The 26,529-nt window shown below is 66.7% G+C and carries 25 protein-coding genes; 16 read left to right on the top strand and 9 right to left on the bottom strand.

What is annotated here, in order from left to right; translation table 11 throughout:
* Positions 1–21 precede the first annotated feature (21 nt).
* From purC to V6R86_RS11520, 3 genes are all read left to right on the top strand, one after another.
* Positions 22–804 carry a phosphoribosylaminoimidazolesuccinocarboxamide synthase gene (gene purC / locus V6R86_RS11530; RefSeq protein ID WP_338504672.1) on the top strand — a complete coding sequence of 261 codons (783 nt, stop codon included), beginning with the start codon at positions 22–24 and terminating at the stop codon, positions 802–804.
* Between the two features lie 223 nt (positions 805–1,027).
* Positions 1,028–1,591, top strand: coding sequence for a porin family protein (locus tag V6R86_RS11525; RefSeq protein WP_338504671.1), 564 nt, complete (start codon positions 1,028–1,030; stop codon positions 1,589–1,591).
* A 120-nt stretch (positions 1,592–1,711) separates the two neighbouring features.
* The gene (locus tag V6R86_RS11520) at positions 1,712–1,882 is read left to right on the top strand and encodes a hypothetical protein (RefSeq protein ID WP_338504670.1); all 171 of its coding nucleotides are present in this window, start codon (positions 1,712–1,714) and stop codon (positions 1,880–1,882) included.
* Here V6R86_RS11520 and ilvC read toward each other — a convergent pair.
* A complete protein-coding gene (gene ilvC, locus V6R86_RS11515) occupies positions 1,879–2,841 on the bottom strand; it encodes a ketol-acid reductoisomerase (RefSeq protein ID WP_338504668.1) in 963 nt (320 codons plus the stop codon). The genes V6R86_RS11520 and ilvC overlap by 4 nt on opposite strands.
* A complete protein-coding gene (gene miaA / locus V6R86_RS11510; protein ID WP_338504666.1) occupies positions 2,835–3,758 on the bottom strand; it encodes a tRNA (adenosine(37)-N6)-dimethylallyltransferase MiaA in 924 nt (307 codons plus the stop codon). Before miaA ends, ilvC begins: the two co-directional genes overlap by 7 nt.
* Between miaA and serB the strand changes: the two genes are divergently transcribed.
* Complete coding sequence (gene serB / locus V6R86_RS11505; protein ID WP_338504665.1) at positions 3,751–4,623, top strand: phosphoserine phosphatase SerB; 873 nt, start codon at positions 3,751–3,753, stop codon at positions 4,621–4,623. The genes miaA and serB overlap by 8 nt on opposite strands.
* On the opposite strand, the gene V6R86_RS11500 is transcribed toward serB, so the two are convergent.
* Complete coding sequence (locus tag V6R86_RS11500) at positions 4,620–5,489, bottom strand: SPOR domain-containing protein (protein WP_338504663.1); 870 nt, start codon at positions 5,487–5,489, stop codon at positions 4,620–4,622. The two genes, serB and V6R86_RS11500, sit on opposite strands and share 4 nt — an antisense overlap.
* A 118-nt stretch (positions 5,490–5,607) precedes the next feature.
* Here V6R86_RS11500 and V6R86_RS11495 point away from each other — a divergent pair, with 118 nt between their 5' ends.
* The 3 genes from V6R86_RS11495 to V6R86_RS11485 are packed head-to-tail and all read left to right on the top strand — an operon-like array spanning position 5,608 to position 8,358.
* Complete coding sequence (locus V6R86_RS11495) at positions 5,608–6,327, top strand: ParA family protein (protein WP_168068920.1); 720 nt, start codon at positions 5,608–5,610, stop codon at positions 6,325–6,327.
* 15 nt (positions 6,328–6,342) lie between these two features.
* Positions 6,343–7,014, top strand: coding sequence for a hypothetical protein (locus V6R86_RS11490; RefSeq protein WP_338504660.1), 672 nt, complete (start codon positions 6,343–6,345; stop codon positions 7,012–7,014).
* Positions 7,015–7,026: 12 nt separating this feature from the next.
* Positions 7,027–8,358 (top strand): SPOR domain-containing protein, encoded by a 1,332-nt coding sequence (locus tag V6R86_RS11485; RefSeq protein ID WP_338504659.1) that lies wholly within the window; start codon positions 7,027–7,029, stop codon positions 8,356–8,358.
* A 10-nt stretch (positions 8,359–8,368) separates the two neighbouring features.
* Here the strand turns inward: V6R86_RS11485 and V6R86_RS11480 are convergent, their stop codons facing one another.
* The 3 genes from V6R86_RS11480 to V6R86_RS11470 are packed head-to-tail and all read right to left on the bottom strand — an operon-like array spanning position 8,369 to position 10,868.
* The gene (locus V6R86_RS11480; RefSeq protein ID WP_338504658.1) at positions 8,369–9,247 is read right to left on the bottom strand and encodes an aspartate carbamoyltransferase catalytic subunit; all 879 of its coding nucleotides are present in this window, start codon (positions 9,245–9,247) and stop codon (positions 8,369–8,371) included.
* An 11-nt stretch (positions 9,248–9,258) separates the two neighbouring features.
* The gene (gene ruvX, locus V6R86_RS11475) at positions 9,259–9,732 is read right to left on the bottom strand and encodes a Holliday junction resolvase RuvX (RefSeq protein ID WP_338504656.1); all 474 of its coding nucleotides are present in this window, start codon (positions 9,730–9,732) and stop codon (positions 9,259–9,261) included.
* Complete coding sequence (locus V6R86_RS11470; RefSeq protein ID WP_338504654.1) at positions 9,729–10,868, bottom strand: DUF3089 domain-containing protein; 1,140 nt, start codon at positions 10,866–10,868, stop codon at positions 9,729–9,731. The genes ruvX and V6R86_RS11470 overlap by 4 nt, the downstream gene beginning before the upstream one ends.
* Before the next feature lie 95 nt (positions 10,869–10,963).
* Between V6R86_RS11470 and V6R86_RS11465 the strand changes: the two genes are divergently transcribed.
* From V6R86_RS11465 to V6R86_RS11425, 9 genes are all read left to right on the top strand, one after another.
* Positions 10,964–12,820, top strand: a complete 1,857-nt coding sequence (locus tag V6R86_RS11465) for a DUF885 domain-containing protein (protein ID WP_338504653.1) — start codon at positions 10,964–10,966, stop codon at positions 12,818–12,820.
* 199 nt (positions 12,821–13,019) lie between these two features.
* On the top strand, positions 13,020–13,751 hold the full coding sequence (locus V6R86_RS11460; RefSeq protein ID WP_338504651.1) for an alpha/beta hydrolase: 732 nt from the start codon (positions 13,020–13,022) through the stop codon (positions 13,749–13,751).
* 74 nt (positions 13,752–13,825) lie between these two features.
* The gene (locus V6R86_RS11455; RefSeq protein WP_338504650.1) at positions 13,826–14,431 is read left to right on the top strand and encodes a hypothetical protein; all 606 of its coding nucleotides are present in this window, start codon (positions 13,826–13,828) and stop codon (positions 14,429–14,431) included.
* A 54-nt stretch (positions 14,432–14,485) separates the two neighbouring features.
* The gene (gene gatC / locus V6R86_RS11450) at positions 14,486–14,788 is read left to right on the top strand and encodes an Asp-tRNA(Asn)/Glu-tRNA(Gln) amidotransferase subunit GatC (protein WP_338504648.1); all 303 of its coding nucleotides are present in this window, start codon (positions 14,486–14,488) and stop codon (positions 14,786–14,788) included.
* On the top strand, positions 14,788–16,269 hold the full coding sequence (gene gatA, locus V6R86_RS11445; protein ID WP_338504647.1) for an Asp-tRNA(Asn)/Glu-tRNA(Gln) amidotransferase subunit GatA: 1,482 nt from the start codon (positions 14,788–14,790) through the stop codon (positions 16,267–16,269). The genes gatC and gatA overlap by 1 nt, the downstream gene beginning before the upstream one ends.
* The gene (locus V6R86_RS11440; RefSeq protein WP_338504646.1) at positions 16,266–16,421 is read left to right on the top strand and encodes a hypothetical protein; all 156 of its coding nucleotides are present in this window, start codon (positions 16,266–16,268) and stop codon (positions 16,419–16,421) included. The genes gatA and V6R86_RS11440 overlap by 4 nt, the downstream gene beginning before the upstream one ends.
* Complete coding sequence (gene gatB / locus V6R86_RS11435) at positions 16,414–17,889, top strand: Asp-tRNA(Asn)/Glu-tRNA(Gln) amidotransferase subunit GatB (protein WP_338504644.1); 1,476 nt, start codon at positions 16,414–16,416, stop codon at positions 17,887–17,889. Before V6R86_RS11440 ends, gatB begins: the two co-directional genes overlap by 8 nt.
* Before the next feature lie 2 nt (positions 17,890–17,891).
* Entirely contained in the window at positions 17,892–19,541 is a 1,650-nt protein-coding gene (locus tag V6R86_RS11430; protein ID WP_338504642.1) for an alkaline phosphatase family protein, read from the top strand.
* Between the two features lie 694 nt (positions 19,542–20,235).
* On the top strand, positions 20,236–22,152 hold the full coding sequence (locus V6R86_RS11425; protein ID WP_338504641.1) for a putative bifunctional diguanylate cyclase/phosphodiesterase: 1,917 nt from the start codon (positions 20,236–20,238) through the stop codon (positions 22,150–22,152).
* A gap of 61 nt (positions 22,153–22,213) precedes the next feature.
* Here the strand turns inward: V6R86_RS11425 and V6R86_RS11420 are convergent, their stop codons facing one another.
* The 3 genes from V6R86_RS11420 to dnaG are packed head-to-tail and all read right to left on the bottom strand — an operon-like array spanning position 22,214 to position 26,523.
* Positions 22,214–22,615, bottom strand: coding sequence for a VOC family protein (locus V6R86_RS11420; protein ID WP_338504639.1), 402 nt, complete (start codon positions 22,613–22,615; stop codon positions 22,214–22,216).
* 12 nt (positions 22,616–22,627) lie between these two features.
* Complete coding sequence (rpoD, locus tag V6R86_RS11415; protein ID WP_338504637.1) at positions 22,628–24,664, bottom strand: RNA polymerase sigma factor RpoD; 2,037 nt, start codon at positions 24,662–24,664, stop codon at positions 22,628–22,630.
* Between the two features lie 14 nt (positions 24,665–24,678).
* Positions 24,679–26,523, bottom strand: a complete 1,845-nt coding sequence (dnaG, locus tag V6R86_RS11410) for a DNA primase (RefSeq protein WP_338504636.1) — start codon at positions 26,521–26,523, stop codon at positions 24,679–24,681.
* Between the last annotated feature and the right edge of the window lie 6 nt (positions 26,524–26,529).

Below are 26,529 nucleotides of genomic sequence, written 5' to 3'. Positions count from 1 at the left end.
ACCATTTGAAAGCGCATGCGTATGGCTCGCCGCCGCCAGATCTACGAAGGCAAGGCCAAGATCCTTTATGAGGGTCCGGAGCCGGGCACGCTGATCCAGTATTTCAAGGACGATGCGACCGCCTTCAACGCGCAGAAGCGCGGCACGATCAGCGGCAAGGGCGTGATCAACAACCGCATCTCGGAGCATATCTTCACCTCGCTCGCGACCATCGGCGTGCCGACTCACTTCATCCGCCGCGTGAACATGCGTGAGCAACTGATCCGCCAGTGCGAGATCGTGCCGATCGAGGTGGTGGTCCGCAACGTGGCGGCGGGGTCGCTGTCGAAGCGGCTCGGGATCGAGGAAGGGACGCAGCTCCCCCGCACGATCATCGAGTACTATCTGAAAGACGATGCCCTGGGCGATCCGATGGTCGCGGATGAGCATATCGCCTGCTTCGGCTGGGCCACGCAGGAAGAAATGAACGACATCGCAGACATGGCGATCCGCGTGAACGATTTCATGGCCGGCCTGTTCGCGGCGATCGGCATTCGCCTGGTCGACTTCAAGCTCGAGTTCGGCCGGGTGTGGGAGAATGATTTCGCGCGCATCATCTTGGCGGACGAGATCAGCCCCGACGGCTGCCGCCTGTGGGACATGCGGTCGGGCGAGAAGCTCGACAAGGATCGCTTCCGGCAGGGTCTGGGCGGCGAGGCGGAGGCCTATCAGGAGGTTGCGCGCCGGCTCGGCCTGCTCGAAGGGCAGGAAGGCGAAAACAGCGTTCTCGATTTCGACAGTCATCGAAAGAAGCGCGGCAAGTAACATTGCTGTTACTAGGTACACCAAACCTAGATCAACTTCTCGATCCACGTAAATGAACCGCCGTTCATCATCATGGCAGAGGCAAGGTATTTGCCTTTCGCTTTGATGAACGGGGCAACTTCTTCCCGTCTTCTCCTTTCATTCGGGCAAGCGGCGACACATGTCGTCGTTTGAGCGGCGAGTTGCTTTGTGCCGCTCCAATGAAAAGATCAGGAGAAGTTTTGTGAAAAAGTTTGTTGCGCTGACCGCCGTCGCTACCGCCGCTCTTGCCGCCACTCCGGCGCTGGCGCAGGCGCCGCAGGGTCCGCGCGTCGAAGCGCTGGTCGGCTATGACGCCCCGCGCGTGAAGGTCAACGACAGCGGCATCAACGGCACCTTCAAGGACGAAGGCGTCGTCTACGGCGTGGGCGCGGGGTACGATTTCGCGCTGAGCAACGGCGCCTCGCTGGGTGTCGATATCGAAGCGAGCGATTCGACGGTGAAGGAGAGCAATATCGCCGGGACGCTAAAGGCCGAGCGTGACCTTTACGCCGGTGGCCGCGTCAGCTTCCCGCTGGGTGCCGACGGCAGCAACGTGTATCTGAAGGGCGGCTACACCAACGCCCGCTTCAGCGCTGAAAGCGGTACGCTGCGTGCCAAGGATAACCTCGACGGCTACCGCATCGGCGGCGGCGCGCAGTTCGCGCTGGCCGGCAAGGCCTATATCGGCGGCGAGTATCGCTTCAGCGATTACGAGAACAACGTCCGCCGCCACCAGCTCGTCGCGACGGTCGGCACCCGCTTCTAAGCGGCATCCGATCCCGCAAGGGCGTGAAACGAGGGGCGTCCGGCTGGTCCGGGCGCCCCTTTTCCTAAATGGCGCAAATCTGCTATCAAGGGCGTGCTGCAACCAGGTGGGAGGCGGGCCATGATCGAAGACAGTCGTATCTATTTTGCCCGCCGCGCCGCCGAAGAACAGGAGCGCGCGGAACAGGCCAAGGACCCGGTCGCCGCCGGTGTGCATCGCCGCTTGCAGCGCGTGTATGTCGAGCGGGCCAGTGTCGGCGACCGCTGGCAGGCTTCGGAGATCGTGGGCTAAAGGAGCGACCGGCGCGCGGCTTCGAGCGCGGAGGCGGCGGCCTTGCGGCGTTCGGCGCGGAGGCGCGGATAGTCGGCGGCGGCTTCGTCGGACAGCGCCCTGGCGAAGCGATCGCTGCGCAGGTCATCGAGGACGTCGCGCATTCGCTGCCGGGTGCCGTCGTCGACCAGGCGCGGACCGCCGAGACTGGCGCCGAGCTCGGCGGTGTTGCTGATCGCCTCGCGCATGCCGGCGATGCCGCGCGCTTCGACGAGATCGGCGAGGAGCTTCAATTCGGACACGCATTCGAGATAGGCGAGCTGCGGGTCAATCCCGGCCTCGACCAGTGTCTGGAACCCGGCTTCGAGCAGCGCCGGCACCGCGCCCCACACGACGGCGCCTTCGTTGAAGAGGTCGGAGAGTGTTTCCTGCTCGAAGGTCGAGCGCAGGACACCGGCGCCGGCGCGCCCGCTGCCGAGCGCGTGGGCGTAGGTGAGGGCGAGGGGCCAGGCGTTGCCGGTCGCGTCCTGTGCGACGGCCGCCAAGGCCACCATGCCCTTGCCCTCGGTATAAAGGCGGCGAAGCGCGGCGCCGGGACCTTTGGGGGCGACCATGATTATGTCGAGGTCGGGGCGCGGCGTGATCAGGCCGTAGTGGATGCAGAGGCCATGCGCGAAGCCGAGTGCGGCTCCGGGCTTCAGCGACGGTTCGATTTCGGTGTAGATGGCGGGCAAATGCTCGTCGGGGGCGAGCAGGACCACGATGTCGGCGTCGCGGGCGGCTTCGGCCGGTGGCAGGAGAGTAAGGCCTTCGTCGCGAACCTCGTCCGCCCGGCTGCTACCAGGTCGAAGCCCGACGCGGACGGCGATCCCGCCGTCACGCAGGTTGAGGGCCTGCGCGCGGCCCTGATTGCCGTAGCCGATGATGGCGACGGTGCGGCCGTGAAGCGGCGCGGGGTCGAGGTCGGCGTCGGTCAGCATGCCTGTTCCTTGGCGGCGGCGAGAAGGGTCTGCAAGGCGGCTTGGGCGTCGCTCTCGCGCTGAAGGCCGAGTTCCTGGCCGCGAAACCAGGTGCGTTGGCGCTTGGCATATTGGCGCGTAGCGAGCTGCCCGGCGGCGATCATGTCGGCGCGGCTCGTCTCACCGTGCAGATGGGCGGCGATTTCGGGCACCCCGATGGCGCGCATCACGGGAAGGGAGGGAGAGAGCTGGCGGTCGACGAGGCAGCGGACCTCATCGAGAGCGCCGGTCTCGATCATTTCGGCAAAGCGGTGATCGATACGCGGCGAAAGCATGGCGGCGTCGGGCAGCAGGACGGCGCCGAACAGCTTGACGTCACTTCGGATGCCGCCGCTCGTGCGTCCCTGCCAGCTTTTCAGAGGCGCGCCGGTCGACAGGACCACTTCGAGCGCACGGGCGATGCGGGTGGTGTCGTTGGCATGGAGCCGGGCGGCGGCTTCGGGGTCTAGCTCGGTCAGGCGTCGATGATTGTCGGCCACGGATGCCGCGCGGATCTCGGCGCGGATGGCGGGATCGATGGGCGGCACTTCGGCGATGCCGTCCAGCAGGGTGCGAAGGTAGAGGCCGGTTCCGCCGACGATGACCGGCAGCTGGCCGCGCCCGTGGACTTCGGCGATGACCGTTTTCGCCTCCGCGGCCCAGTCGGCGGCGCTGCACGGCCGGGCGCCGTCGCGATGGCCAAACAGGCGATGTTCGACCCCGCCCATCTCCGCCTCCGACGGGCGCGCGCTCACGATCTGGAGGTCGGCATAGACCTGCGCGCTGTCGGCGTTGACGATCACGCCGTTCGTGCGTTGGGCAAAAGTCACGGAGAGAGCCGACTTGCCGCTGGCGGTCGGCCCTGCGATGACGGCCAGAGGAGGAGCGCCCTTGATCATTGCGACGCTGATAGCAGCAGGAAGGCTCCGCGACAGCGACCTTGCCCGTGCGGTGGAAATTGCCGGCGGGGGCGAGGCCCGATGGATCGACGAAGGCGACGCCGCCGACCTGTTGCTGGGACCGGTCGAAGAATGGCGCGATCTGCGCGACCGGCTGGAAGACGGATTGCCGGGGATCGACGTGATCGTGCAGCCGGTCGAAAGCCGCGAAAAGAAACTGCTCGTCGCCGACATGGATTCGACCATGATCGGGCAGGAATGCATCGACGAGCTCGCCGATTTCGCCGGAAAGAAGGCCGAGATCGCCGCGGTGACCGAGCGGGCAATGCAGGGCGAGATGGATTTTGCCGACGCGCTTCACGCCCGGGTGGCGGAGCTGAACGGCCTCGGCGTCGGCTGCATCGAGCGCTGCCGGACCGAGCGGGTGACGCACAACGCGGGCGCGCGAACGCTGGTCCAGACCATGCGCCGGCGCGGCGCGGCGACCTTGCTGGTGACCGGCGGCTTTCACGATTTCGCCGATCCATTGGCGTCCGAACTCGGCTTTCAGGAGGTCCGGGCCAACCATCTCGAAAGCATGTACGGGCACCTGACGGGCAAGGTGACGGGCGCAATCGTCGATGCGGCCGCCAAGGCGAAGGCGCTGACCGACCGGCGCGACCAGCTCGGCATCGCACCGGGCGAGGTGCTGGCGGTCGGCGACGGCGCCAATGATGCGCCGATGATTAAGGAAGCTGGGCTCGGCATCAGCTATCGCGGCAAGCCCAAGCTTGAAGCCATCGCCGGCGCGCGAATCCGGCATAACGACCTGACGGCCCTTTTGTGGGCGCAGGGCATTCCGAAGGCGGAGTGGGCGAAAGGCTAGTTCGCCGCGACCGGAAAGCAGGCCTGCGGTTTCAACGCCGCGCAAGCCGCGGCGGCGGCGGCGCGGGTCGGGTAGGGGCCGACCTGAAGCCGGGTCATCGTTCCCGACGGCACCAAGGTCATCCGCGCGCCATTCAGGCGGTTCTCGAGTGAAGCAAAAAGCCGCTGCGCCGAGGCCGTATCACGAAACGCGCCCAGCTGTATCCGGAACGCACCGGCGGCGGGCGGCGGCGTCGCCGGACGCGGGGTGGTCGGTACGGATGCCGTCTTTACCGGTGACGATTTTACGGGCTTTGCAGCGGACGATGCCGGCGCGGACGCCAGCTGCTGGGCCAGCGCAACGCCCTTTTGCCGCTCCGCCAGCGGGATGATCTGGTCCATCTCGCCGAGCGTCGTGCGGGCGGGGGCGAGACCCTGCGCGGCCGAGCGGCTGACCAGCGCGTAGGCGCGGACGCGGTCTTCGGGCACGCCATCGCCATTGAACAGGGCGGTCCCGTAAACCAGCATCGCGCGCGGTTCGCCGGCGTCGCTGGCCTGTTTGAGCCAGCGCAGGGCTGCCGTGCGGTTATTGTTCTGGAACAGCAGCAGCCCGAGACTGGTCTGCGCTTCGAGATGACCGGCCTTTGCCGCCTGCTCGTAGAAGCGCTGCGCCGCGGCGAGATCGGCAGGCACGCCGCGACCGAGCTTGTAGGCTTGGCCGAGATTATAGGCGGCGTCGGCTGAGCCCCTGGCGGCGAGCGGGCGCCAGATCGCCACCGCCTGCTCGGGCTTGCCGGCGCCCCAGGCGTCGATCCCCGCCCGTACGCTCTGCGCGGAAGCGGGCACCGCCATCACCATTGCCGCCGCGAATAGACCGATCAAACGCATGACACCCCTCCGTTCGCCCGCAGCCTAATCGAGCCGCCCCCCGACGTTAACCTGATTTTAGGCCTGCCACGGCATTCCAGTCGAACAAGATTGAAGCACCTTACCCGAGGGGATCGGAATGCGCGTTCTGGCTATGGCATCGCAGAAGGGGGGATCGGGCAAGACCACGCTCTCCGGCCACCTTGCGGTGCAGGCGCAATTGGCGGGCGCTGGCCCGGTCTGCCTGATCGATATCGATCCGCAGGGCTCACTGGCCGACTGGTGGAACGAGCGCGAAACGGAAATGCCCGCGTTCGCGCAGACCACCGTGGCGCGCCTGGCGAGCGATCTGGAAGTTCTTCGCCAGCAGGGTTTCCGCCTCGCGGTGATCGACACCCCGCCGGCCATCACCATGGCGATCCAGAGCGTGATCGCGGTGGCCGAGCTGATCGTTATCCCGACCCGCCCGAGCCCGCACGATCTGCGCGCCGTGGGCGCCACGGTCGATCTGTGCGAACGCGCCGGCAAGCCGCTGATCTTCGTCGTCAATGCCGCGACGCCCAAGGCCAAGATCACCTACGAGGCCGCGGTCGCGCTGTCGCAGCACGGCACGGTGGCTCCGGTGACGCTTCACCATCGCACCGATTTCGCCGCCTCGATGATCGACGGCCGGACGGTCATGGAAGTCGATCCCAAGGGCAAGTCGGCCGGCGAAGTCACCGCGCTGTGGGAGTATATCTCCGACCGGCTCGAAAAGAATTTCCGCCGCACCGTGTTCGCGGCTCCGGGTGCGTCGCCTGGTGTCGGAGCGGCCGCGCCGCGTCCCGTCGGTGGCTTCGGCCGCCGCGTGGTTGGCTAAGGGAGCGTATTTCCCATGATGAAGAGCGAACCCAAGCCCTTCGCGTCGCTGTCCTCGGGGCTGCTTGCCCGCAAGGGTGCGGCACGTCCGGCGATGCGGCCGCAAGGCTTTGGCCAGATGGGCAGCGGCCTTGAGGACCTCGGCTGGAACGACATGGGCTTCGAGCCGCCGCGTCCAACGCTGGCGCCGGTCCCGGTCGGCGAGGAACCGCATCCCGCCGTCCGGTCGAACCCGGCGCTCGGCCTGACCCCGGCGAGCCCGGTCCATGCGGTGCAGGAAGAGATCGTCCATCGCTTCGTCAACGAGCCCGCCGACGACGTTCCCGACGAAACGGCCGAACCGATTCCCGACGATGCGGCCCCGCTGGCGGAGCTGCTGGCCGAGCCGGTCGCCGAAATGCCGCCGCCCGCACCGGTCGCCGAGGTATCGCAGCTCCACGCCGAGCGCGTGGCCCCGGTCGCACCGGCCCCCGTCCGGGCGCCGCGCAGCCGGGCTGCGGCAGGAAAGGCCAAGGCCGCGTTCACGCTGCGCCTCGACCAGGATCGTCACCTCAAGCTTCGCCTCGCCTGCGCCGTCACCGGCGTGTCGGCCCAGCAACTTGTCACCCGTGCGCTCGACGAGCTGCTGGCGACCATGCCCGAGCTCGATGCCATGGCCAGCCGCGCCCCCGAGCGCCAGTCAGTTTAAGGGATACGCATCATGACCAAGCCCAGGAACGCTCTTTTCGCCGCTTCGAGCATCGTCATGGCGGTTGCGCTGACGGGATGTGCGCTTGGCGGCGGCTCGACCAAGCGCTTCGGTGGGATGGTCGAGAACAGCAATATCGGTGTGGCGATGCGCGCGCATCTCGCGCTTCAGCAGGGCGATGTCGCTGGCGCCATCGCGCTGGCTGAAAAAGCGGTGGAAAAGAGCCCGACCGACGCGGCATTCCGGACGTTGCTCGGCAATGCCTATCTTGCCGGTGGCCGCTTCCGCTCGGCCGAAGCCGCCTTTGCCGATGCGCTGGCGATGTATCCCGATCAGACGGGAGTGCCGCTGAAGCTTGTACTGACGCAGGTCGCGCAGGGCAAGGCCGACGCCGCGGCCCAGACGCTCGACACTTACGCCCAGGTCATCAGCCCCGCCGACGCGGGCCTGGCGATGGCGCTTGCCGGCCGTCCCGGCGCTGCGATCGAGATGCTCGACGTTGCCGCGCGGGGGGCGGGTGCCGATGCGCGTGTGCGCCAGAACCTGGCGCTCGCCCACGCCATCGCAGGCGATTGGGCCCGGGCCCGTCAGGTCGCGGCGCAGGATCTTGCGGGCGATCAGCTCGAAGTGCGAATGAGCGAATGGGCGGCGTTTGCCCGCCCCGGCACCGCGCCCGCCTCGCAGGTCGCGTCGCTGATCGGGGTCAAGGCACCCTCTTCGGTCGATGCCGGGATGCCGGTGCGCCTGGCGCGCAAGGTCGAGACCAAGAACGACGACATTCTCTTCGCCGAAGCAGCCCCGGTGCCCCAGGCCCCGGTGCCTGCCGCAAGCGAGCCGGTGGCCGTCGCCGCGGCGCGGGTCGAGGAGGCCGCTCCGGTCGCCTACGCTGAGGCCGAGGCGCCCGCTCCCGTCGCCGTTGCGCAGGCCGATTTGCCGGCCCCGGTCGCGGCTCCAGCGCCCGATGTGGTCGCCATGGTCGACAGCCTGCGTGCCGAGCGGATCAAGCCGAACGGCAGCCTGCCCAAGGTCGCCGAGCTTCGCCGCGCAGCCGCCAAGCGGTTCGGCGCCAGCAAGGCGGTAGTCCAGCTGGGCGCTTATTCGACCCCGTCGGGCCTCAAGGCCGGGTGGGAAACGCTGTCCCGCCGTCATGGCGGACTGAGCGCTTATGTGCCGGCCAGCGCGCGGTTCAACGATGCGCGCGGCTCGGTCTATAGGTTGAGCCTCAAGGGGTTCGCCAGCGACGGCGAAGCGCGCGCGCTGTGCATGAAGCTGAAGGCTAGCGGCGCGACCTGTTTCGTGCGCAATGCCGCGGGCGACGCGCCGGTCCGTTTCGCTAGCAAGTAAGCGCTCGGGCTCAGCTCGCGACCAGCAGGTCGAGTACCGCCATGCGCATCGCGACGCCGTTCGCCACCTGACGCAGGATGAGCGAGCGGTTCGCGAGGTCCGCGACCTCGTCGGCGATCTCGACACCGCGGTTCATCGGGCCGGGATGCAAGACGACCGCATCGGGCTTGGCGAGCGCCAATCGCTCCGGCGTCAGCCCGAATTGACGGAGATATTCGCCGGGCAGGTCGCCCAGATCCTCGTCGAGCCGCTCGCGCTGCACGCGCAGCATCATTACCGCATCGGCGCCCGCAATGGCCTCGTCGATCGAGTGCGTTTCCACGTCGCCGGGCATTAGCGCCGGTGGGCCGGCGAGGCGCACGGTGGCGCCGAGCCGGGGAAGGAGTGCGGCGTTGGAATGGGCGACGCGGCTGTGCAGGATGTCGCCGCAGATCGCGACGGTGCGGCCTTCGAGGCTGCCGAAATGCTGTCGGAGCGTCAGGGCGTCGAGCAGGGCTTGGGTCGGGTGCTCGTTGGTGCCGTCGCCCGCATTGATCACCGGGCAATCGATCAGCGCCGCGACTTCTTCCGCGGCGCCGTTCTGGCGATGGCGGAGGACTAGTGCGTCGGGCTGCATCGCGCCCAAGGTCCGGGCGGTGTCGGCGAGGGTTTCGCCTTTCTTGACGCTGCTATGTTCGACCGACAGCGTGATCGCCTGCGCGCCAAGACGGGCGGCAGCCTGCGCGAAGCTCATCGCGGTGCGGGTGCTGTTTTCGTAGAAGCAGTTGAAGACGGTTCGTCCCGCCAGCCGGTCGCGGCCACTGCGCGGATCGTCGGCGAAACCTTGCGCCGTGGCGAACAGGGCGGTGAGCTGCGAGTCGCTTAGCGACGAGATGGAAATGAGGTGCACAAGCGCGTCTGCTAGCTTGGCCGCGGCAACATGCAAAGGGCGTCGAGCGCGCCCTGGAGGATGTGCGCGGCGGCAAGTTTGTCGACGGCTTCGGCGCGCTTGGCGCGGCTGACGTCGGCGGCGATCATCGCGCGCTCGACGGCTTGGGTCGACCAGCGCTCGTCCCACAGGAGCACGGGAAGAGCGAGGGGCGCGAGGTTGCGGGCGAAGGCGCGGGTCGATTGGGTGCGGGGCGAGTCGGTGCCGTCCATGTTGAGGGGCAGGCCGACCACCAGCCCCTTGACCGCGTGGCGCTCGATGAAGGTGCGCAGCTGGGCGAGATCGGCGGTGAACTTTGTGCGGCGGATGGTCTCGGCCGGGCCGGCGAAGCTCCAGCCGGAGTCGCACAGCGCGAGACCGATGGTCTTGGTCCCGACGTCGAGCCCGGCGAGCACGCCGCCACCCGGCAGCGCGGCGAGGAAGTCGGAGGCGGCGGCGGTGATCACGGCTTGAACGCGTTCACACGCCCGCGCGCATCGGCGCGGATGTTGGCCCAGAACAGGGCATAGTCGTAGACGTGATAGTTGTTGCCGGGCAGCACATAGGGGCCGAGGTCGGGCAGCTTGTCGTCGACCCCGGCGATGATCAGGAAATGATCGCGGCACATTGCCCCCACCGCACCCTGGACGAGGTTGGCGTCGCGCAGGTTCGAGTCGGTCGGGACCAGCGTCCCGTCGTTGCGGGCGAAATTGGTGATCTCGCCCGGTACGCCGTCATCGTTGGAGCCCGACAGCGGGTTGTAGCAGATAATATCCTGCCGCCGCCGCTTCTGGCCGTTGAACCCGGTGGTGCCTTCGAAGGCTGAGGTGATGAGATCGGTGTTGGCCGGCTGCGCATAGGTTTGCCACGAGACTAGGCAGCGCGCGTCGAGATTGTTCTGGCAGGCGGCAAGGCCCATCGCGGGTAGATCGGCCGCGCGGCTGACGGGCCAGCCGACGACGTAGGCGGCGACGATCCGCTTTTGCAGCGCGGGATCCTTGGCCACCTTGTCGCGCAGCAGGCGGGTGAGGTGCAGCGCGCCCTGGCTATGCCCGGCAAGAATAATCGGGGCGGTCGCCTCCTGCATCAGGAACCGGTCGAAGGCGCGCGCCACGTCCGAATAAGCGAGATCGAGCGCGGCGGTGGCGTCGTCCCCCGTGTCGAGAAACGCGCCGAATGCCGCTTGCCGGTATTTGGGCGCATAGACCCGTGAGAAGTTGAAGGCGCTGGCCTGGCTGCGGACGAACAGCTGCGCGCGGGACTGGCTTTCGCTGTCGCCGAGGAGGGCGTTCCAGCGATCGCGCTGAAGATAGGTCGTCGGGTGAATGTAGAAGGTCGCCGCCTCGACCTTGCCGGCGGGCTCGGCGCCGATTCCTTGCGGCTTCCATTCGGCCGGGCCGGGCGGGACCGTGTCGGGCAGGTTGAGCCAATTCTCCGTCTGCACATAGTCGGGACCGCTGGCGGGCGGCGGCGCTTCGTAAGGAACGGTCGGCAGCGCCTGCTTGCGCAGGACCGAGCCGCCGAACTGGAACACGGCAAAGGCGCCGGCGACGATCAGCAGGGTCAGGAGGAAGATGACGACGAGGAAGCGGCGGGCGCACATGGGGGCGCAGGTAGGGCGGCGGCGCGCCAAAGCCAAGTTGACTTGAAGGCCGGGCGGGGCTTGGCTGCGACCAGCCATGTGAAAGGGTATCCGTCTTGAAGATCAAGCTCTCCGCGCTTCTGCTGCTCACCACCGCCGCTTGTGCAACGGTTCCTGCCGACGAGGGGACGCCGGTTGCCGCCGCGGCGAGCGCGCCCGTTGGTCCGGTCGAGCCTGTCGTCGATCCGCTGGCGGAGGATCAGCGCCTGACGACCTTCCTCGACGCCGCGTTCGAGGAGCAGGTCGCGCGCTCGCCGCAGGGGCTGACGAGCCTTGGCCGCAAGGACCGCTATGGCGAATTGAACAGCTACACCGACGCCAATGCCGCCGAGGATCTGGCGCTGTCGCAGCGGCAGCTTGCCGCGATGCGGGCGCAGTTCAATCCGGAGCGGTTGAGCCCCAGCGGCCGCCTGAGCTACCGCCTCTTCGAAAACGAAGTGCAGCAGGACGTCGAAAACTTCCGCTGGCGCCGCCACGGCTTCATCGCCAGCACCAACGGCAGCCCGGCCGGCTCGCTTCCGGTGTTCCTGATCAACAATCACAAGATCGACACGGTCGCCGACGCCGAAGCCTATATCTTGCGCCTGAACGCGATCGAGCGGGTGATGAACGAGATCACCGCCAACATGCGCGCGCAGACGGCGGCGGGGATCGTGCCGTCGACCTTCAATTTCGCGCCGGTTCGCCGCGACGCCGAAAAGGTGCTGGCCGGCGCGCCTTTCGCCGCTGGCCCCGACACACCGGTCTATGCCGACTTCAAGGCCAAGGTCGGCAAGTTGAATGTGCCGCAGGCCGAGAAGGATCGCCTGCTTGCCGCGGCCAGCGCGGCGATGACCGGGCCGATGCAGCGCGGCTATCGTACCTTCCTCGCGACCTGGGCCGACACCGAACGCCAAGCCAAGGGTAATCGCGGCGCCTGGTCGCTGCCCGACGGCGCGGCTTTCTATGCCAACCGCCTCAAGAACTCGACCACCACCACCATGAACGCCGAGCAGATCCACCAGCTCGGTCTCAACCAGGTCGCGGCGATCCATGCCCGGATGGAGGTCATCAAGAACCAGGTTGGGTTCAAGGGCACGCTGCGCCAGTTCTTCGACGAGCTGCGCACCAATCCCAAGTATCGCTATCCCGACACCGACGCCGGCCGCGCCGCCTACATCAAGGATGCCGAAGGCTTTGTCGCGCAGGTGATGGCGAAGTCGCCCGAGTGGTTCCGCCGCTTGCCCAAAGCCCCGCTGGAAGTGCGCGCGGTCGAGAAGTGGCGCGAGGGAACGGCGTCGATCGCCTTCTATAATTCGCCGAGCGAGGACGGCACGCGCCCCGGCATCTATTATTCCAACCTCGCCAACATGGCCGATGTGTCCAAGCCGCAGCTCGAGGCGCGCAGCTATCACGAAGGGGCGCCGGGGCATCACTTCCAGATCGCGCTGGCGCAGGAGCTGCCCAACGTGCCCAAGTTCCGGCGGTTCGGCGGCTATGGCGCTTATGCCGAAGGCTGGGGCCTGTATGCCGAGGGCCTCGGCAAGGAGATGGGTTTCTACCAGGATCCGATCAGCGAATTCGGCATGCTGTCGACCCAGGTCTGGCGCGCGGTGCGGCTGGTTGTCGACAGCGGCATCCACGACAAGCGCTGGACCCGCGAACAGGCGATCGATTATTTCATGGAGAACGCTCCGCTGTCGCGCGCCGATGCCGTCCGTGAGGTCGAGCGCTATTTCAACAACCCGGGCCAGGCGACCAGCTACATGGTCGGGCAGCTCAAGATTCTCGAGCTGCGCGACCGCGCGAGGAAAGAGCTCGGCGACCGCTTCGATATCCGCGATTTCCACGCCGCGGTGCTCGAGAACGGATCGTTGCCGCTTGACGTGCTCGAAGAGCAGGTGAACGCTTACATCTCGGCCAAGAAAGGCTGATCGGAGACGAATCGAATCAGGCAGGGGGGGATTAGGGACATGCGCTTCGACGAGCCTTCTCATCGCGGCGGCCGGCCTTTTGGCGGCAGGCGCTTCGGCCAGTCCCTATCCCCCGCTTGAAGCCGCCAAGAAGACAGTCTCCAAGCCCGTGCTCGTCGAGCGTTATGGCAAGGACAGGCTGCAGTTCGGCGAGCTTCGCTTGCCCGCCGGCAAGGGCCCGTTTCCAGTGGTCGCTGTGATTCACGGCGGCTGCTGGACCCGCAGCTTTGAGGGCGTCTCGGGCACGGCGCCGCTCGCCGACATGCTGACAAGGCGCGGCATCGCGACCTGGAACATCGAATATCGCGCCGTCGGCGATGCTGGTGGTGGGTATCCGGGGACGTTCCAGGATGTCGGCGCAGGGGTTGATCACCTCCGCTCGCTTGCGAAACGCTATCCTCTCGATTTGAAGCGCAGCGCCTTCGTTGGGCACTCTGCGGGTGCTCATCTCGCCCTTTATGCGGCCAGCCGCCCGCGTCTTGCCGGGCCGCTCGGCAAGAATGCGATCACGCCGATAAGCGTCGCAGCCATTGATGGGCCGGGGTCGGTGCGCGAGTTCGTGGGCTTAGACAAAGAGATATGCGGCAAACCCGTCATCGTTCCTTTGCTCGGCGGCACCCCGGAACAAACGCCCCAAGCCTATCGCGACGCAAGTCCGATCGACCACCTTCCGCTTGGCATGCGCACCTTGCTGGTCAAGGGCGCTCTCGGCTTTGGAATGGAAGCCTATGAGGCGAAGGCCAAGGCAGCCGGCGACGACGTCCGGGTGATTACGACAAACCCCAAGGATCATTTCGACATGATCACCCCGGGATTGCCGAATGCCGAGAAAACTGCGGATTGGCTGGCCGCCAATCTCTTTGCGCCAAAGGTTGTTTCCACCAAGCGGTAAGACCCTAATTCACCTCCCGTTCAAGCGGCGGCGCCAAGGCTGGATCAAGGCCGGGGGGCTGTAGGAGCGTCGCCATGTCCCTTGTCCGCAATCTTGCCGTTGCCGCGATCGGTGCCGTTGGTCTGTCCGGCTGTGCCACCCTTGATCCTTATTCCGGCGTCTCGATCGGCGTCGGTTCGGGTTATTACGACCCTTATTACGGCGGCGGCTACGGCTATAACCGCGGCTACGCGCCTTATGGGACGTACGGGAGCTATGGCACTTATGGGTCGCCTTATGGCGGTTATGGCTCGCCCTATGGCAGCTACGGTTCGCCTTATGGCGGCTGGAACGGCGGCTATTATTACCCGGGCACCGGTGCCTACGTCTACGACCAGCAGCGCCGCCGGTATCCGATCAGCACCGCCCAGCGCCGTTATTGGGAGCAGCAGCGGATCGCGCGTAGCCGCAATCCTGCGATTCGTGAGAACTATCGCGAATATCGCGGCGAGCGCCGTGGCGACCGTCGGGAATACCGGGTCGAGCGCCGCGAGGATCGTGCCGCGCGTGACGCCGGCACCGTGACCCGCGAGCAGTATCGGACCGACCGCCAGCAGGATCGCCGCGAATATCGCCGTGACCAGCGCCAGGACGTCCGCGAACTGCGCCGCGAGAACCGCCGGGATCGCCGCCCGCGCTAAGGCGAAGCCGAGGGGGAGTTGAAGGCTCGGCTCCCCCTCGCTAACGCGCCGAACATGTCCGTCGATACCGCCACCGTGCGGCACATCGCCAAGCTTGCGCGCCTCCAGATGAGCGACGCGGAAGTTGAGGCTTTGGTGCCCGAACTCAACAACATCCTCGGCTGGGTCGAGCAGCTCGGCGAGGTCGATACGTCGGGCGTCGAGCCGCTGGCGACGGTCGTCGACCAGAAGCTGCGCCTGCGCGATGACGTCATCGATGCCGATCCGCTTACCGGCGGCAACGTCCGCGACAAGGTGCTGCTGAACGCGCCCGAAGCGCAGCACGGCTTCTTCGCCGTGCCCAAGGTGATCGAATAATGGCCGAGCTAAATAGCCTGACGCTGACGGAGCTTCGCGACGGCTTCCGTGGCGGCGAGTTTTCGGCGCGGGAGATTGCCGAGAGCTTCAACGCTGCGGTGGCAGCTGCGCGGGCGCTCAACGCCTATACGGTGGAAACGCCGGAGGACGCCTTGGCCTGCGCCGATGCCGCCGATGCCGCGCGGCAGTCGGGCGAGCTGAAGCCGCTGTCAGGCCTTCCGCTCGGCATCAAGGATCTGTTCGCGACCGTTGGGGTCGACACGACCTCGGGCAGCAAGATCCTCGGCGGGTTCAAGCCGCCTTACGAGAGCACCGTTAGCGCCAAGCTGCGCGAAGCGGGCGCTGGGATGCTGGGCAAGCTCAACATGGACGAGTTCGCGATGGGCTCGTCCAACGAGACCAGCGCTTATGGGCCGGTCATCAGCCCGTGGAAGCGCAACGATGGCGGCAATGCTGCGCTGACCCCGGGCGGAAGCTCGGGCGGGTCGGCGGCGGCGGTCGCGGCGGGTCTCGCGCCGGGAGTCACCGGCACCGACACCGGCGGCTCGATCCGTCAGCCGGCGGCCTTCACCGGCATCACTGGGATAAAACCGACCTACGGCCGCTGTTCACGCTGGGGCATCGTGTCCTTTGCCTCTTCGCTGGACCAGGCCGGGCCGATGGCGCGTACGGTGCGGGATTGCGCGATCCTGCTGGAAGCGATGAGCGGGTTCGACCCCAAGGACGCCACCTCGCTCGACGCGCCGGTGCCGGCGTGGGAGCAGGGATTGTCGAGCGATCTCAAGGGCAAGCGCGTCGGTATTCCCAAGGAATATCGGATCGACGGCGTACCGGATGAGATCAACGCGCTGTGGGACCAGGGCATCGCCTGGCTTAAGGATGCGGGCGCTGAGGTGGTCGAGATCAGCCTGCCGCACACCAAATATGCGCTGCCGACCTATTACATCATCGCGCCGGCCGAAGCCTCGTCCAACCTCGCCCGCTATGACGGGGTCCGCTACGGACTGCGCGAGGTGCCGGAAGGCGGCAATCTCGACGCCATGTATGCGGCGACCCGCGCGGCGGGCTTCGGCGCCGAGGTCAAGCGCCGGATCATGATCGGCACTTATGTGTTGAGCGCCGGCTTCTACGACGCTTACTTCACCAAGGCGCAGCGGGTTCGGGCTCTGATCAAGCAGGATTTCGCGCGGGCGTTCGAGCAGTGCGATGTCATCCTCACCCCGACCGCGCCGAGCGCCGCGTTCGGGATCGGGGAGAAGATGAGCGATCCCCTGGCGATGTATCTGAACGACGTGTTCGCGGTGCCGGCCAGCCTTGCCGGCCTGCCGGCGATGAGCGTGCCGGGCGGGCTCGATGCGCAGGGGCTGCCGCTCGGGTTGCACCTGATCGGGCGGGAAATGGACGAGGCTGGCGTGCTCAATGCCGGCCTTGCGATCGAGGAACGCGCGGGCTTCACCGCCCGTCCGGGGAAGTGGTGGTGAGCTGGAAGGAATGGTGGAAGCGCTTCGACGCTTTCGGCCGCGATTTTATAAGCAGCACCAACCCCATTCTGGGCTCGTCCAGGACCGAGCGTGAACTGCTGGAGAAGGCCGCAAGCGAGCGAGCCCTCAAGGACAAGAAGCACAATGGCTGACGCTAACGCACCCTATCGCATCAAGGGCGAAACCGGCGAGTGGGAGGTCGTGATCGGCCTCGAGGTCCACGCGCAGGTGACCTCCAACGCCAAGCTGTTCAGCGGCGCGGCGACGGCGTTTGGGGCCGAGCCGAACACGCAGGTCAGCCTGGTCGATGCGGCGATGCCGGGCATGCTCCCGATCCCGAACCGCGAGTGCATCCGGCAGGCGGTTCGCACCGGCCTGGCGATCGATGCCCAGATCAACAAATGGTCGCGGTTCGATCGCAAGAACTATTTCTACGCCGACCTGCCGCAGGGCTATCAGATCAGCCAGCTCTACTATCCGCTGGTGGGCGAGGGCTCGATCACCGTTCTTACCGACGAGAAGGACGATAGCAGCGCGCGGACCATCGGGGTCGAGCGCATCCACGTCGAGCAGGATGCGGGTAAGCTGATGCACGATCAGCATCCGACCATGAGTTACGTCGATCTCAACCGGTCGGGCGTGGCGCTGATGGAGATCGTGTCGCGGCCCGACCTCCGTTCGCCGGCGGAAGCGGGAGCGTACCTGCGCAAGCTGCGCGCGATCCTGCGCTATGTCGGTTCTTGCGACGGCAACATGGAAGAAGGCTCCATGCGCGCCGACGTCAATGTCTCGGTGCGCAAGCCCGGCGACGAGTTCGGGACGCGCACGGAGACCAAGAACGTCAATTCGGTCCGCTTCGTGCAGCAGGTGATCGAGCTGGAAGCCCGCCGCCAGGTCGAGATTCTCGAGGAGGGCGGCTCGATCGTCCAGGAAACGCGGCTTTACGATCCGGACAAGGGCGAGACGCGGTCACTGCGTTCGAAGGAAGATGCGCACGATTATCGCTACTTCCCCGATCCCGACTTGCTGCCGCTGGAGCTGGACGACCAGTTCATCGAGGATTGCCGCGCGTCGCTGCCCGAGCTGCCGGACGCCAAGCGCAAGCGGTACGAGGCGGCGGGGATCACCGCGTACAACGCAAGCGTGCTGACCGCAGAGGTCGAGACGGCGCGGTGGTTCGATGCGCTGCTGGAGGCGGGTGCGGAGCCGGTGCGTGCGGCGAACTGGGTGGTGGCCGAGCTGTTTGGCGCGCTGAACCGTCTCGGCAAGGACATTGCCGATTGTCCGGTCACGCCGACCCAAGCCGCCGAGCTGCTCGGCCTGGTCGCCGACGGCACGATCAGCGGGTCGATCGCCAAAACGGTGTTCGAGAAGATGCTCGAGACCGGCGACGGCGCTAACGCCATCGTCGAGCGCGAGGGGCTCCGCCAAAACAGCGACACCGGCGCGATCGATGCCGAGATCGACAAGATCCTCGCCGCCAATGCCGACAAGGTTGCGCAGTACAAGGACGGCAAGGTGCAGCTGTTCGGTTTCTTCGTCGGGCAGACGATGAAGGCGATGGCGGGCAAGGCCAATCCGGGCGTGGTGAACGAGCGGCTCAAGGCCAAGCTCGGCTAGTCATGGCGGCGACGCATCGGCGCTGCTACATGGCGGCGATGCGTCACCTGTTCCTTGCCGCCGCCGCGGCCCTCGTCGCCGCTCCCGCTGTCGCTCAGGCTCCGGCCAAGCCGCCCAAGCTGGTCATCGCCATCTCGATCGACCAGTTTTCGAGCGACCTTTTCGAAGCCTATCGGCCGCATTTCACCGGGGGGCTTCGGCGTCTCGCGACGGGCGGCGTGACGTTCGCCAACGGCTATCAAAGCCATGCCGCGACCGAGACCTGTCCGGGGCACTCGACCCTGCTGACCGGGCGCCATCCGGCCGCGACGGGGATCGTCGCGAACGACTGGATCGACCAGAATGCGGCCCGCGCCGACAAGACGGTCTATTGCGCCGAGGACGAGCGCGTCGCGGGCAGCACGTCGTCCAATTATACTGTCGGCCCGGCGCACCTGCGCGCCACGACCTTCGGCGAGCGGCTGAAGGCGGTCAGCCCGCGTAGCCGCAACGTCGCGGTGGCCGGCAAGGACCGGGCCGCGGTGATGATGGGGGGGCAGGCGCCCGACCAGCGTTGGTATTGGGATGGGAAGGCCTGGAACACCGATCTCAAAGCGGCGCCGGTGCCGCGGACCATTGCCGCGTTCCGCCCGGCGTTCGCCGCGGCGCTTGCCCAGCCTCGCGCCGGGCTGGAGCCGACGGCGTTGTGCCAGGCGCGGGCGACGCCTTACCAGATCACGCCGACGCTGACGGTGGGCAACGGCACGCTGGCCCGCGGCGCGGGGGACACCCGCAACTTCCGCGCCAGCCCCGAGATCGACGGCGCGACGCTGGCGATCGCGCTGGGGCTGGTCGGCGAGATGGGGCTCGGCAAGGGCGCGGCGACCGATGTGCTGAGCGTCGGGCTGTCGGGGACCGATTATGTCGGGCACAGCTATGGCTCGGGCGGGCAGGAGATGTGCCTGCAGATGCTCGGGCTCGACCGCGAGCTCGACGGCTTCTTTGCCGCACTCGATGCCGCCAGGATCGATTATGCGGTGGTGCTGAGCGCGGATCATGGCGGGCTGGACCTGGTCGAGCGGCTGCGGGCGGGGGGCGTGAGCGACGCGCAGCGGCTCGATCCCGAGTTCACGGTCGAGAAGATCGGCAGGCAGCTTGCCGGGCGGATCGGGCGGAGTGCGCCGGTGCTGCTGGGCGGGTCGGTCGGGGACGTGTGGATCGACAAGAGCCTGTCGCCTGCCGACCGCCGCACCGTCGAGGCTGGCGCCATCGCCATCGCCAGGGCCCACCCGCAGGTGGAAACGGTGTTCACCGCCGCCGAAATGGCCGCGACCCCGATGCCGAGCGGCGATCCGTCCCGGTGGACGCTCCGCCAGCGCTATCGCGCGAGCTTCGATCCGGCGCGGTCGGGCGACCTGCTGATCGTCCTCAAGAGCCATGTGGCGGCGATCTCCAAGCCCGGCGTCGGCTATGTCGCGAGCCACGGATCGCCGTGGGATTACGACCGCCGCGTGCCAATCATCTTCTGGCGCCCGGGATTGAAGCCCGCGAGCCCCGCCGCCGCCGCCGACACGGTGGACATCCTGCCGACGCTGGCGAGCTGGGTCGGCTTGCCGCTGGCGACGGGCAGCGTCGACGGGGTGTGCCGCCGCGAGGTCGCCGCCTGCCGGTAAGGCGGAGCGCCGGGCTTGCGGCGGTCGGTCGGTAGTTGCGCGGGAGAGGGCGACAGGGGATCGCCCGGCGCGGGCGCGACGCTGAATAAGGTCACAAAGGTCACCGGTGACGGGGGTGCGCTCGCCGTGCCCGTGGTCCCATTTTTCCCTCTCGCGGGGACAAGATGAACAAGGTCACACGGTGTGACCCTGAGCGCAGGGATGGCGGCAGCGGGGCGGCGGCGGTGGTGCCGGCCGGTGCACAGGCTGCGGAAGCGGGGCGCGTGGTCCCCGGCGGCACGCCGCGAGCGCGCCAGCGCGAGGCCGGTCCGGGGTGGCTGGGAGAGGGGAGGGTGCCCACCAATCAGGGTAGATCAGACGAGATCCTACATTGCAATTGCGGGCGTAGGGTTGCGTCAGCAACACGAGAGCGCTGCGTCGAGGCTGCCGCGCCGCAGAGCCGGGCGATGCGGATTGGCGGCCCGGAGACGGGTCGGACCGGTCGGTCGATCAATAAGCGACCATGGTCGGCAATCAAGGCTTGGCAATCCGCGCTAAACCTACGCTGTGGCAATCAAGTTGCATGGCGCTACACCAGTGTCCGATGCCTGGCCGCGACCATAAACAAAAGTTAAGTCTCCCGCGCTACGCCGGCGCGGCCATGTTTGTAAGCCGGTTGCGTCATCATCTCGCCGTTGGGGAGATCGACACCCCGATGGGCCGAGCGCTCGTTGAGGAACGCTACGCGGCGCTTCGTCGGCAGGTGCCGATCCTTTACGTGCTTGCAACGACAAATGTCCTTGCCCTGCAGATCACCACCAGGGGTTCGATCTCGCTGGGGCTCGAGGTCACGACCATCATGCTGGCATGCGCGATCGCGAGGTCATGGCTGTGGCTGCGGTCGACATCCGATCCAGATCATCGGCTGATGTTCTCGCGAATTCGCCAGGCCTGTGGGGTCAATGCTTTCATGTGCGCCTTGCTGTCCTGGTGGTGCTGGCACCTGCTCGGGACAGCGCCGTCGGACACGCATATGGCGATCTTCCTGCTCGGCGGCTTCACAGCGGTCGGCATTGCTTTCGGCCTGAGCGCGGTGCCGCTTGCGGCTTATCTAACGTTGCTCCTGCTCGGGCTTCCGCTCGCCGTCATCGGCCTACAGTCGCCCAATCCCAAATATGTCGGTGCCGCGGTCAGTCTTGGCGTGGTGATGTTTCTGGTCGTGCAGTTGATCGCCCGGCAAAGCGCCCAGTTCACCACCATCGTTCGTTCGCGCTGGGCGATCGGCCAGCAGCAGGAACTGGCTGAGACGGCGCGGCAGGAGGCGATCACCGCCGCGACCACCGATTTCCTGACCGGTCTTCCCAACCGCCGCGCCTTTGTAGCGGCAGTCGCCGACTGCGCAGCCAGCGGTCGGCCGTTCGCCGTCGCAGTGACTGATATCGACCGTTTCAAGGTCGTCAACGACACCTACGGACACAGCTATGGCGACGCGCTGCTGAAGGTCGTCGCCAAGCGATTGGCGCGGGCCGCGCCGGCGCAGTGTCTGGTGGCGCGGATGGGCGGAGACGAATTCGGAATCCTGTTTCCATCAATGACGTCGCCAAGCGATGCGCGCGAAGCCGGCAAGCGCCTGCTGAAAAAGGTCAATCGGCCGGCGATCGTCGAGCGCCGCAAGTTTCCGCTGTTCGTCAGCTGCGGCATCGCCCTGTCGCGTGACGGCGTCGAGGCCACGCCCTCTCGGGTGCTGACCGACGCTGACATCGCCCTGTACGATGCCAAGGCGCAGACAGGAAGCGACGTTGCGGTGTTCGAGCCCGCCATGGATGTGCCGCGCCAGCGCCGGGCGAAGATCGAACATGCGTTGCAGGCCGCCGACGTCACCCAACGCATCGCAGTCTTCTTTCAGCCCATCATCGACCTGACGACCGGGCGACCCGTAGCGAACGAGGCCTTGGCCCGGTGGACCGATCCGGAGCTCGGCAATGTTCCGCCTTCGGAGTTCGTGAGCATCGCCGAGCAGCTGAACGTCATTGGCAATTTAGGCGATCACCTGATGAAGCTCGCGATTGGCGAAGTCGCGCTCTGGGATCCGAGCATTCGCCTGTCGCTGAACCTTAGTGCGGTTCAGCTTTGTTCGGCCGACCTTTCGGAAAAGGTGCTGGATGCGCTCACGGAAGCGGGTCTCGGGCCGGACCGGTTGCAGGTCGAGGTGACCGAAACTGCGCTGTTTGCCGATTTCGCTACGGCCAAGCGCAATCTTGCCAGCCTTCGCGCGGCCGGGGTCATGGTGGTGCTCGACGACTTCGGCGCCGGCTATGCCTCGATCGGCTATCTACGCGAGTTCCAGTTCGACCAGATCAAATTGGATGGCGCTCTGGTCACCGCGGCCCTGGACAATGCGGACGGTGAGCGGCTGCTAGGCGCGGTGATCTCGCTCTGCCGCGGGATCGGCGTGCCCATCGTCGCCGAGCATATCGAGAGCGAGCGACACCTCACCTTGATGCTCAAGCTCGGCTGCACCCTGGGCCAAGGCTATTGGTTGCAACCGCCGGTTCCTGGCGCGGAATTGCTGCAGCAGCCGTTCCCGCCGAGCGATCCTGTGCAAACGGAGTTGACGCGCTCGGCGGCCTAAGGGTGGGCCTTGCATCTTGCGTGGCTCGAGCTTGGCTCTCTGTCACGAAGGGCGCGCGGCTTCAGGCTCCCGCGAAGGTCACGGCTTCGATCTTGTTGCCGTCGGGGTCGCGGACGAAGGCGGCGTAATAGTGAGGTTCGTATTCGGGGCGCAGGCCGGGCGGGCCGTCGTCGGTGCCGCCGTGGGCCAGCGCCACGCGATGGAAGGCGTCGACCGCGGCGCGGTGTTCGACTTCGAAGGCGACATGGACGCCGTTGCCGGGTGAGGCGGGCTTGCCGTCAGCCGGCGAGTTTAGGCTAAACGCGGTGATGCCCGCGCCGTAGCCGACCGCCTCCGCGACATCGAGCGTTCGGCGCAGGCCAAGCTCGGCCATCACCGGATCGTAGAAGGCGCGGGCGTGGTCGATGTCTGCGGTGCCGAGCGAGAGGTGGTGGAGCATGGCGGGGCAACCTGCCTCCGCCACGCCCGGTTCCGCTTACTGGTCGAGGAAGCTACGCATCTTGCGGCTGCGCGACGGGTGCTTGAGCTTGCGCAGTGCCTTGGCTTCGATCTGGCGAATACGCTCACGCGTCACGCTGAACTGCTGGCCGACTTCCTCGAGGGTGTGGTCGGTGTTCATGCCGATTCCGAAGCGCATGCGCAGCACGCGTTCTTCGCGCGGGGTGAGCGACGCCAGCACCCGCGTCACCGTTTCCTTGAGGTTGGCCTGGATCGCGGCGTCGACCGGGATGACGGCGTTCTTGTCCTCGATGAAGTCGCCGAGGTGGCTGTCTTCCTCGTCGCCGATCGGGGTTTCGAGGCTGATCGGCTCCTTGGCGATCTTCATCACCTTGCGAACCTTCTCCAGCGGCATGGAGAGGCGCTCGGCCAGTTCTTCCGGAGTCGGCTCGCGGCCGGTTTCGTGAAGGAACTGGCGGCTGGTGCGAACCAGCTTGTTGATCGTCTCGATCATGTGGACCGGGATGCGGATGGTCCGCGCCTGGTCGGCGATCGAGCGGGTGATCGCCTGGCGGATCCACCAGGTCGCGTAGGTCGAGAACTTGTAGCCGCGGCGATATTCGAACTTATCGACTGCCTTCATCAGGCCGATGTTGCCTTCCTGGATCAAGTCCAGGAACTGCAGACCGCGATTGGTGTATTTCTTGGCGATGGAGATGACGAGGCGCAGATTCGCTTCGACCATTTCCTTTTTGGCGATGCGGGCTTCGCGCTCGGCCTTCTGGACCTGATTGACGATGCGGCGGAATTCGCTGAGCGCCATGCCGGTCGACTGGGCGATTTCGCCGATTTCGGTGCGGATGCGGTCCACGGTGTCGGCTTCGGTCGCGGCAAAGGCGGCGAACTTCTTGTCGATCTTGGCCGCGCGTTCGAGCCAGCTGTCGTCGAGCTCGTGGCCCATGTAGCTGTCGAGAAACGCCTTGCGCGGCACGCGGTGGCGTTCGGCGAGGCGCAGCATCTGGCCGCCGAGCGCGGTCAGGCGGCGGTTGTAAGCGTAGAGCTGCTCGACCAGATATTCGATCTTGGCGTTGTGAAACTGGACGCTTTCGACCTCGGCCGTCAGCGTCTCGCGCAGCTTCTGATAGTCCTTCTCCTTGGCGGGCGAGAAGGGGGTGCCGGCCGCCATGCAGGCGAGGCGGGCGTCCTGAAGCTTGGCGAATTTCCGATAATGGTCGGTGATCGCCGCGAATTTTTCGAGCGCGCTGGGCTTTAGCGTCTCTTCCATCTGCGCAAGGGAAAGAGTGTTGTCCTCTTCCTCTTCCTCGGCGGGTTTGGGCGCGCGGTTTTCGCGCAGCTCGTCCTCGTCGTCGTCGGCGGGGGCCGATTCGGGCTCTTCTTCTTCCTTGATCGACGGGCCGGCGGCGGCGGCGGTGACTTCGCCTTCGCCGTCTTCGTCATTCTCGGCGGCATTGAGCTGCTCGGCCGACGGGCCCTTGGACAGCATGGCTTCAAGATCGAGGATCTCGCGCAGCTGCATGCGACCTTCATTGAGGGCGGTCGACCATTCGATGATGGCGTTAAAGGTGATCGGGCTTTCGCAAAGCCCCCAGATCATGGTGTCGCGGCCGGCCTCGATGCGCTTGGCGATCGCGATTTCGCCTTCGCGGGAGAGCAGTTCCACCGCGCCCATTTCGCGCAGGTACATGCGGACGGGATCGTCGGTGCGATCGACCGTCTCTTTCTTGACCGCGGCGGCCGGGCGCGGGCCGCCGTCGTCGAGCGGGTCGACTTCGTCTTCGGACGCGGTTTCGGAGTCCTGCTCCTCCTCGTCGTCGCCGCCTTCTTCCTTTTCGACGATCTGCACGCCCATGTCGTTGAGCGCGGACATGACGTCCTCGATCTGCTCGGAACTCATCTGGTCCTGAGGCAGCGCTTCGTTCAGTTCGTCGATGGTGATCGTGCCACGCTTTTTGGCGCGCGCGATCAGCTTCTTCACCGAAGCGTCATTGAGATCGATGAGGGGGGCGTCGCCGCCGTCCTGATCGTCGGTGTCCTGGGTTTCAACTTTGGCCATGGTTGCGGGTTCGCTTAGTCGCTGGCGCTGTAATCTGCCAGTCTCTTGGTTGTTTCCTGATTCGCAAGCAGCAGACGGTGCTGTTCGGCCACAGCTTGCGGGTCGTCCATCACCCGCGCCGACACTTCGGCCAGGCCCTGCGCAATCTCATGGCGGTCGCCGAGCAGCTCGATCACTGCCCGGAGGTCCGCCCGCGCCTGAGCCGGTTCGGTATCGGTGCGGTTGAAGGAAAAACCTTTGCCGAACCCGCCCAGCGTTCCTTCGAGCCACTGCGCGGTTCCGGCTTCCGCCAAGATGGGCGCGAGTGCGACCGAATCAAGATGTCCGGTCCTAAGTGCTTGATCGAGCATGCGATGCTTGAGTTTTTCGGCGGCCGGATCGGCGAAGGGAAGGGCGGCGAGGATGCCGGCTTCTTCGATCACGACGTCGGGGAAGCGGGTGAGGCCGGCGACCAGCGCGCGGGCGGTGAAGCGGTCGACGCCGGTGGCGCCGATCTCCCGCGCCTCAGCGCTGGCGGGCGGTTCGGGGGGCACGAAGCCGCGGCCTTTGATCCAGTTTCCGCGGCGCTGGCCGGGCGCATTGGGGGTAAAGGCCGGGCGTTCGCGGCGGCCCAGCGCGAAGAATCGGTTCATCCATTCGTCGCGATACAGCTGCGACAAGCTGCGATCGGCGATGGACGCGGCGTGGTCGAGGAGGCGTTGTTTGAGGCCGGCGCGCTGTTCGGGGGTGGTGAGCGGCCCCGAGTCGCGCTCGTGCCGCCATAGGCGGTCGACGAGGGGTTCGGGGGCTTGCAGCAAGGCTTCGACCGCATCGCGCCCGCCCGTGTTGACGAGGTCGTCGGGGTCCTGGCCTTCGGGCAGGGTGACGAAGGAGAGGGTGCGTTCGGGGCCGAGCAGGGGAAGCGCGCGGGTGGCGGCGCGGATCGCGGCCTTGGTCCCGGCCGCGTCGCCATCGAAGCAGAGGATCGGCGAGGGGTCGAGCCGCCACAGCAGTTCGAGCTGACGTTCGGTGAGCGCGGTGCCGTTGGGGGCGACCACTTCGCCAATCCCGCCGCGGTCGAGGCCGATCACGTCCATATAGCCTTCGACCACGATCAGCCTTTTGGCCTGGCGCGAGGCGGGCGAGGCGCGGTCGAGGTTGTAGAGGCTGGAGCCCTTGTCGAAGAGCGGGGTTTCCGGGGAGTTGAGATATTTGGGCTCGCCGGCTCCGAGGATGCGGCCACCGAAGCCGATGACGCGGCCGCGCGCGTCGCGGATGGGGATCATCAGGCGCCCGCGGAAGCGGTCGTAGGGCTCCTTGTCCTCGACCTGGATGAGGAGGCCGCCTTCGATCAGCTTTTCGTCGGTGTGGACGGCGAGCGCCTTGCGCAGGCCCTGACGGCGGTCGGGGGCGAAGCCGATCCCGAACCGCTTGATCGCGCCGGCGCCGATGCCGCGCTTCTGGCAATAAGCGCGGGCTTCGGCGCCTTCGATCCCGTCGAGTTGCTCGGCGAACCACGCCTGCGCTGCCGCCATGACGTCATGCAGCGTCGCCTGCCGCTCTGCCCGGGCGCGGCTGCGCGGATCGGGGGCGGGGACTTCCATCCCAGCGGAGGCGGCGAGCTCCTTGACCGCGTCCATGAAGGGCAGACCGCGATTATCGGTCAGGAAGCGGATCGCATCGCCATGCGCACCGCAGCCGAAGCAATGGTAGAAATGCTTCTCGTCATTGACGGTGAAGCTGGGGGTCTTTTCGTTGTGGAACGGGCAGCAGGCCTTCCACTCGCGGCCCGCACGGGTGAGTTTGACGTGCGGCGCGATGACGCTGGACAGCGTGACGCGGGCGCGCAGTTCGTCGAGGAAGGCGGGGGAGAGGGTCATGGCCGG

This window comes from Sphingomonas kaistensis (assembly GCF_036884275.1).
Classification (GTDB): domain Bacteria; phylum Pseudomonadota; class Alphaproteobacteria; order Sphingomonadales; family Sphingomonadaceae; genus Sphingomicrobium; species Sphingomicrobium kaistense_A.
Note: the sequence above shows the minus strand (reverse complement) of the source record. Positions and strands in the feature narration are given on the sequence as shown.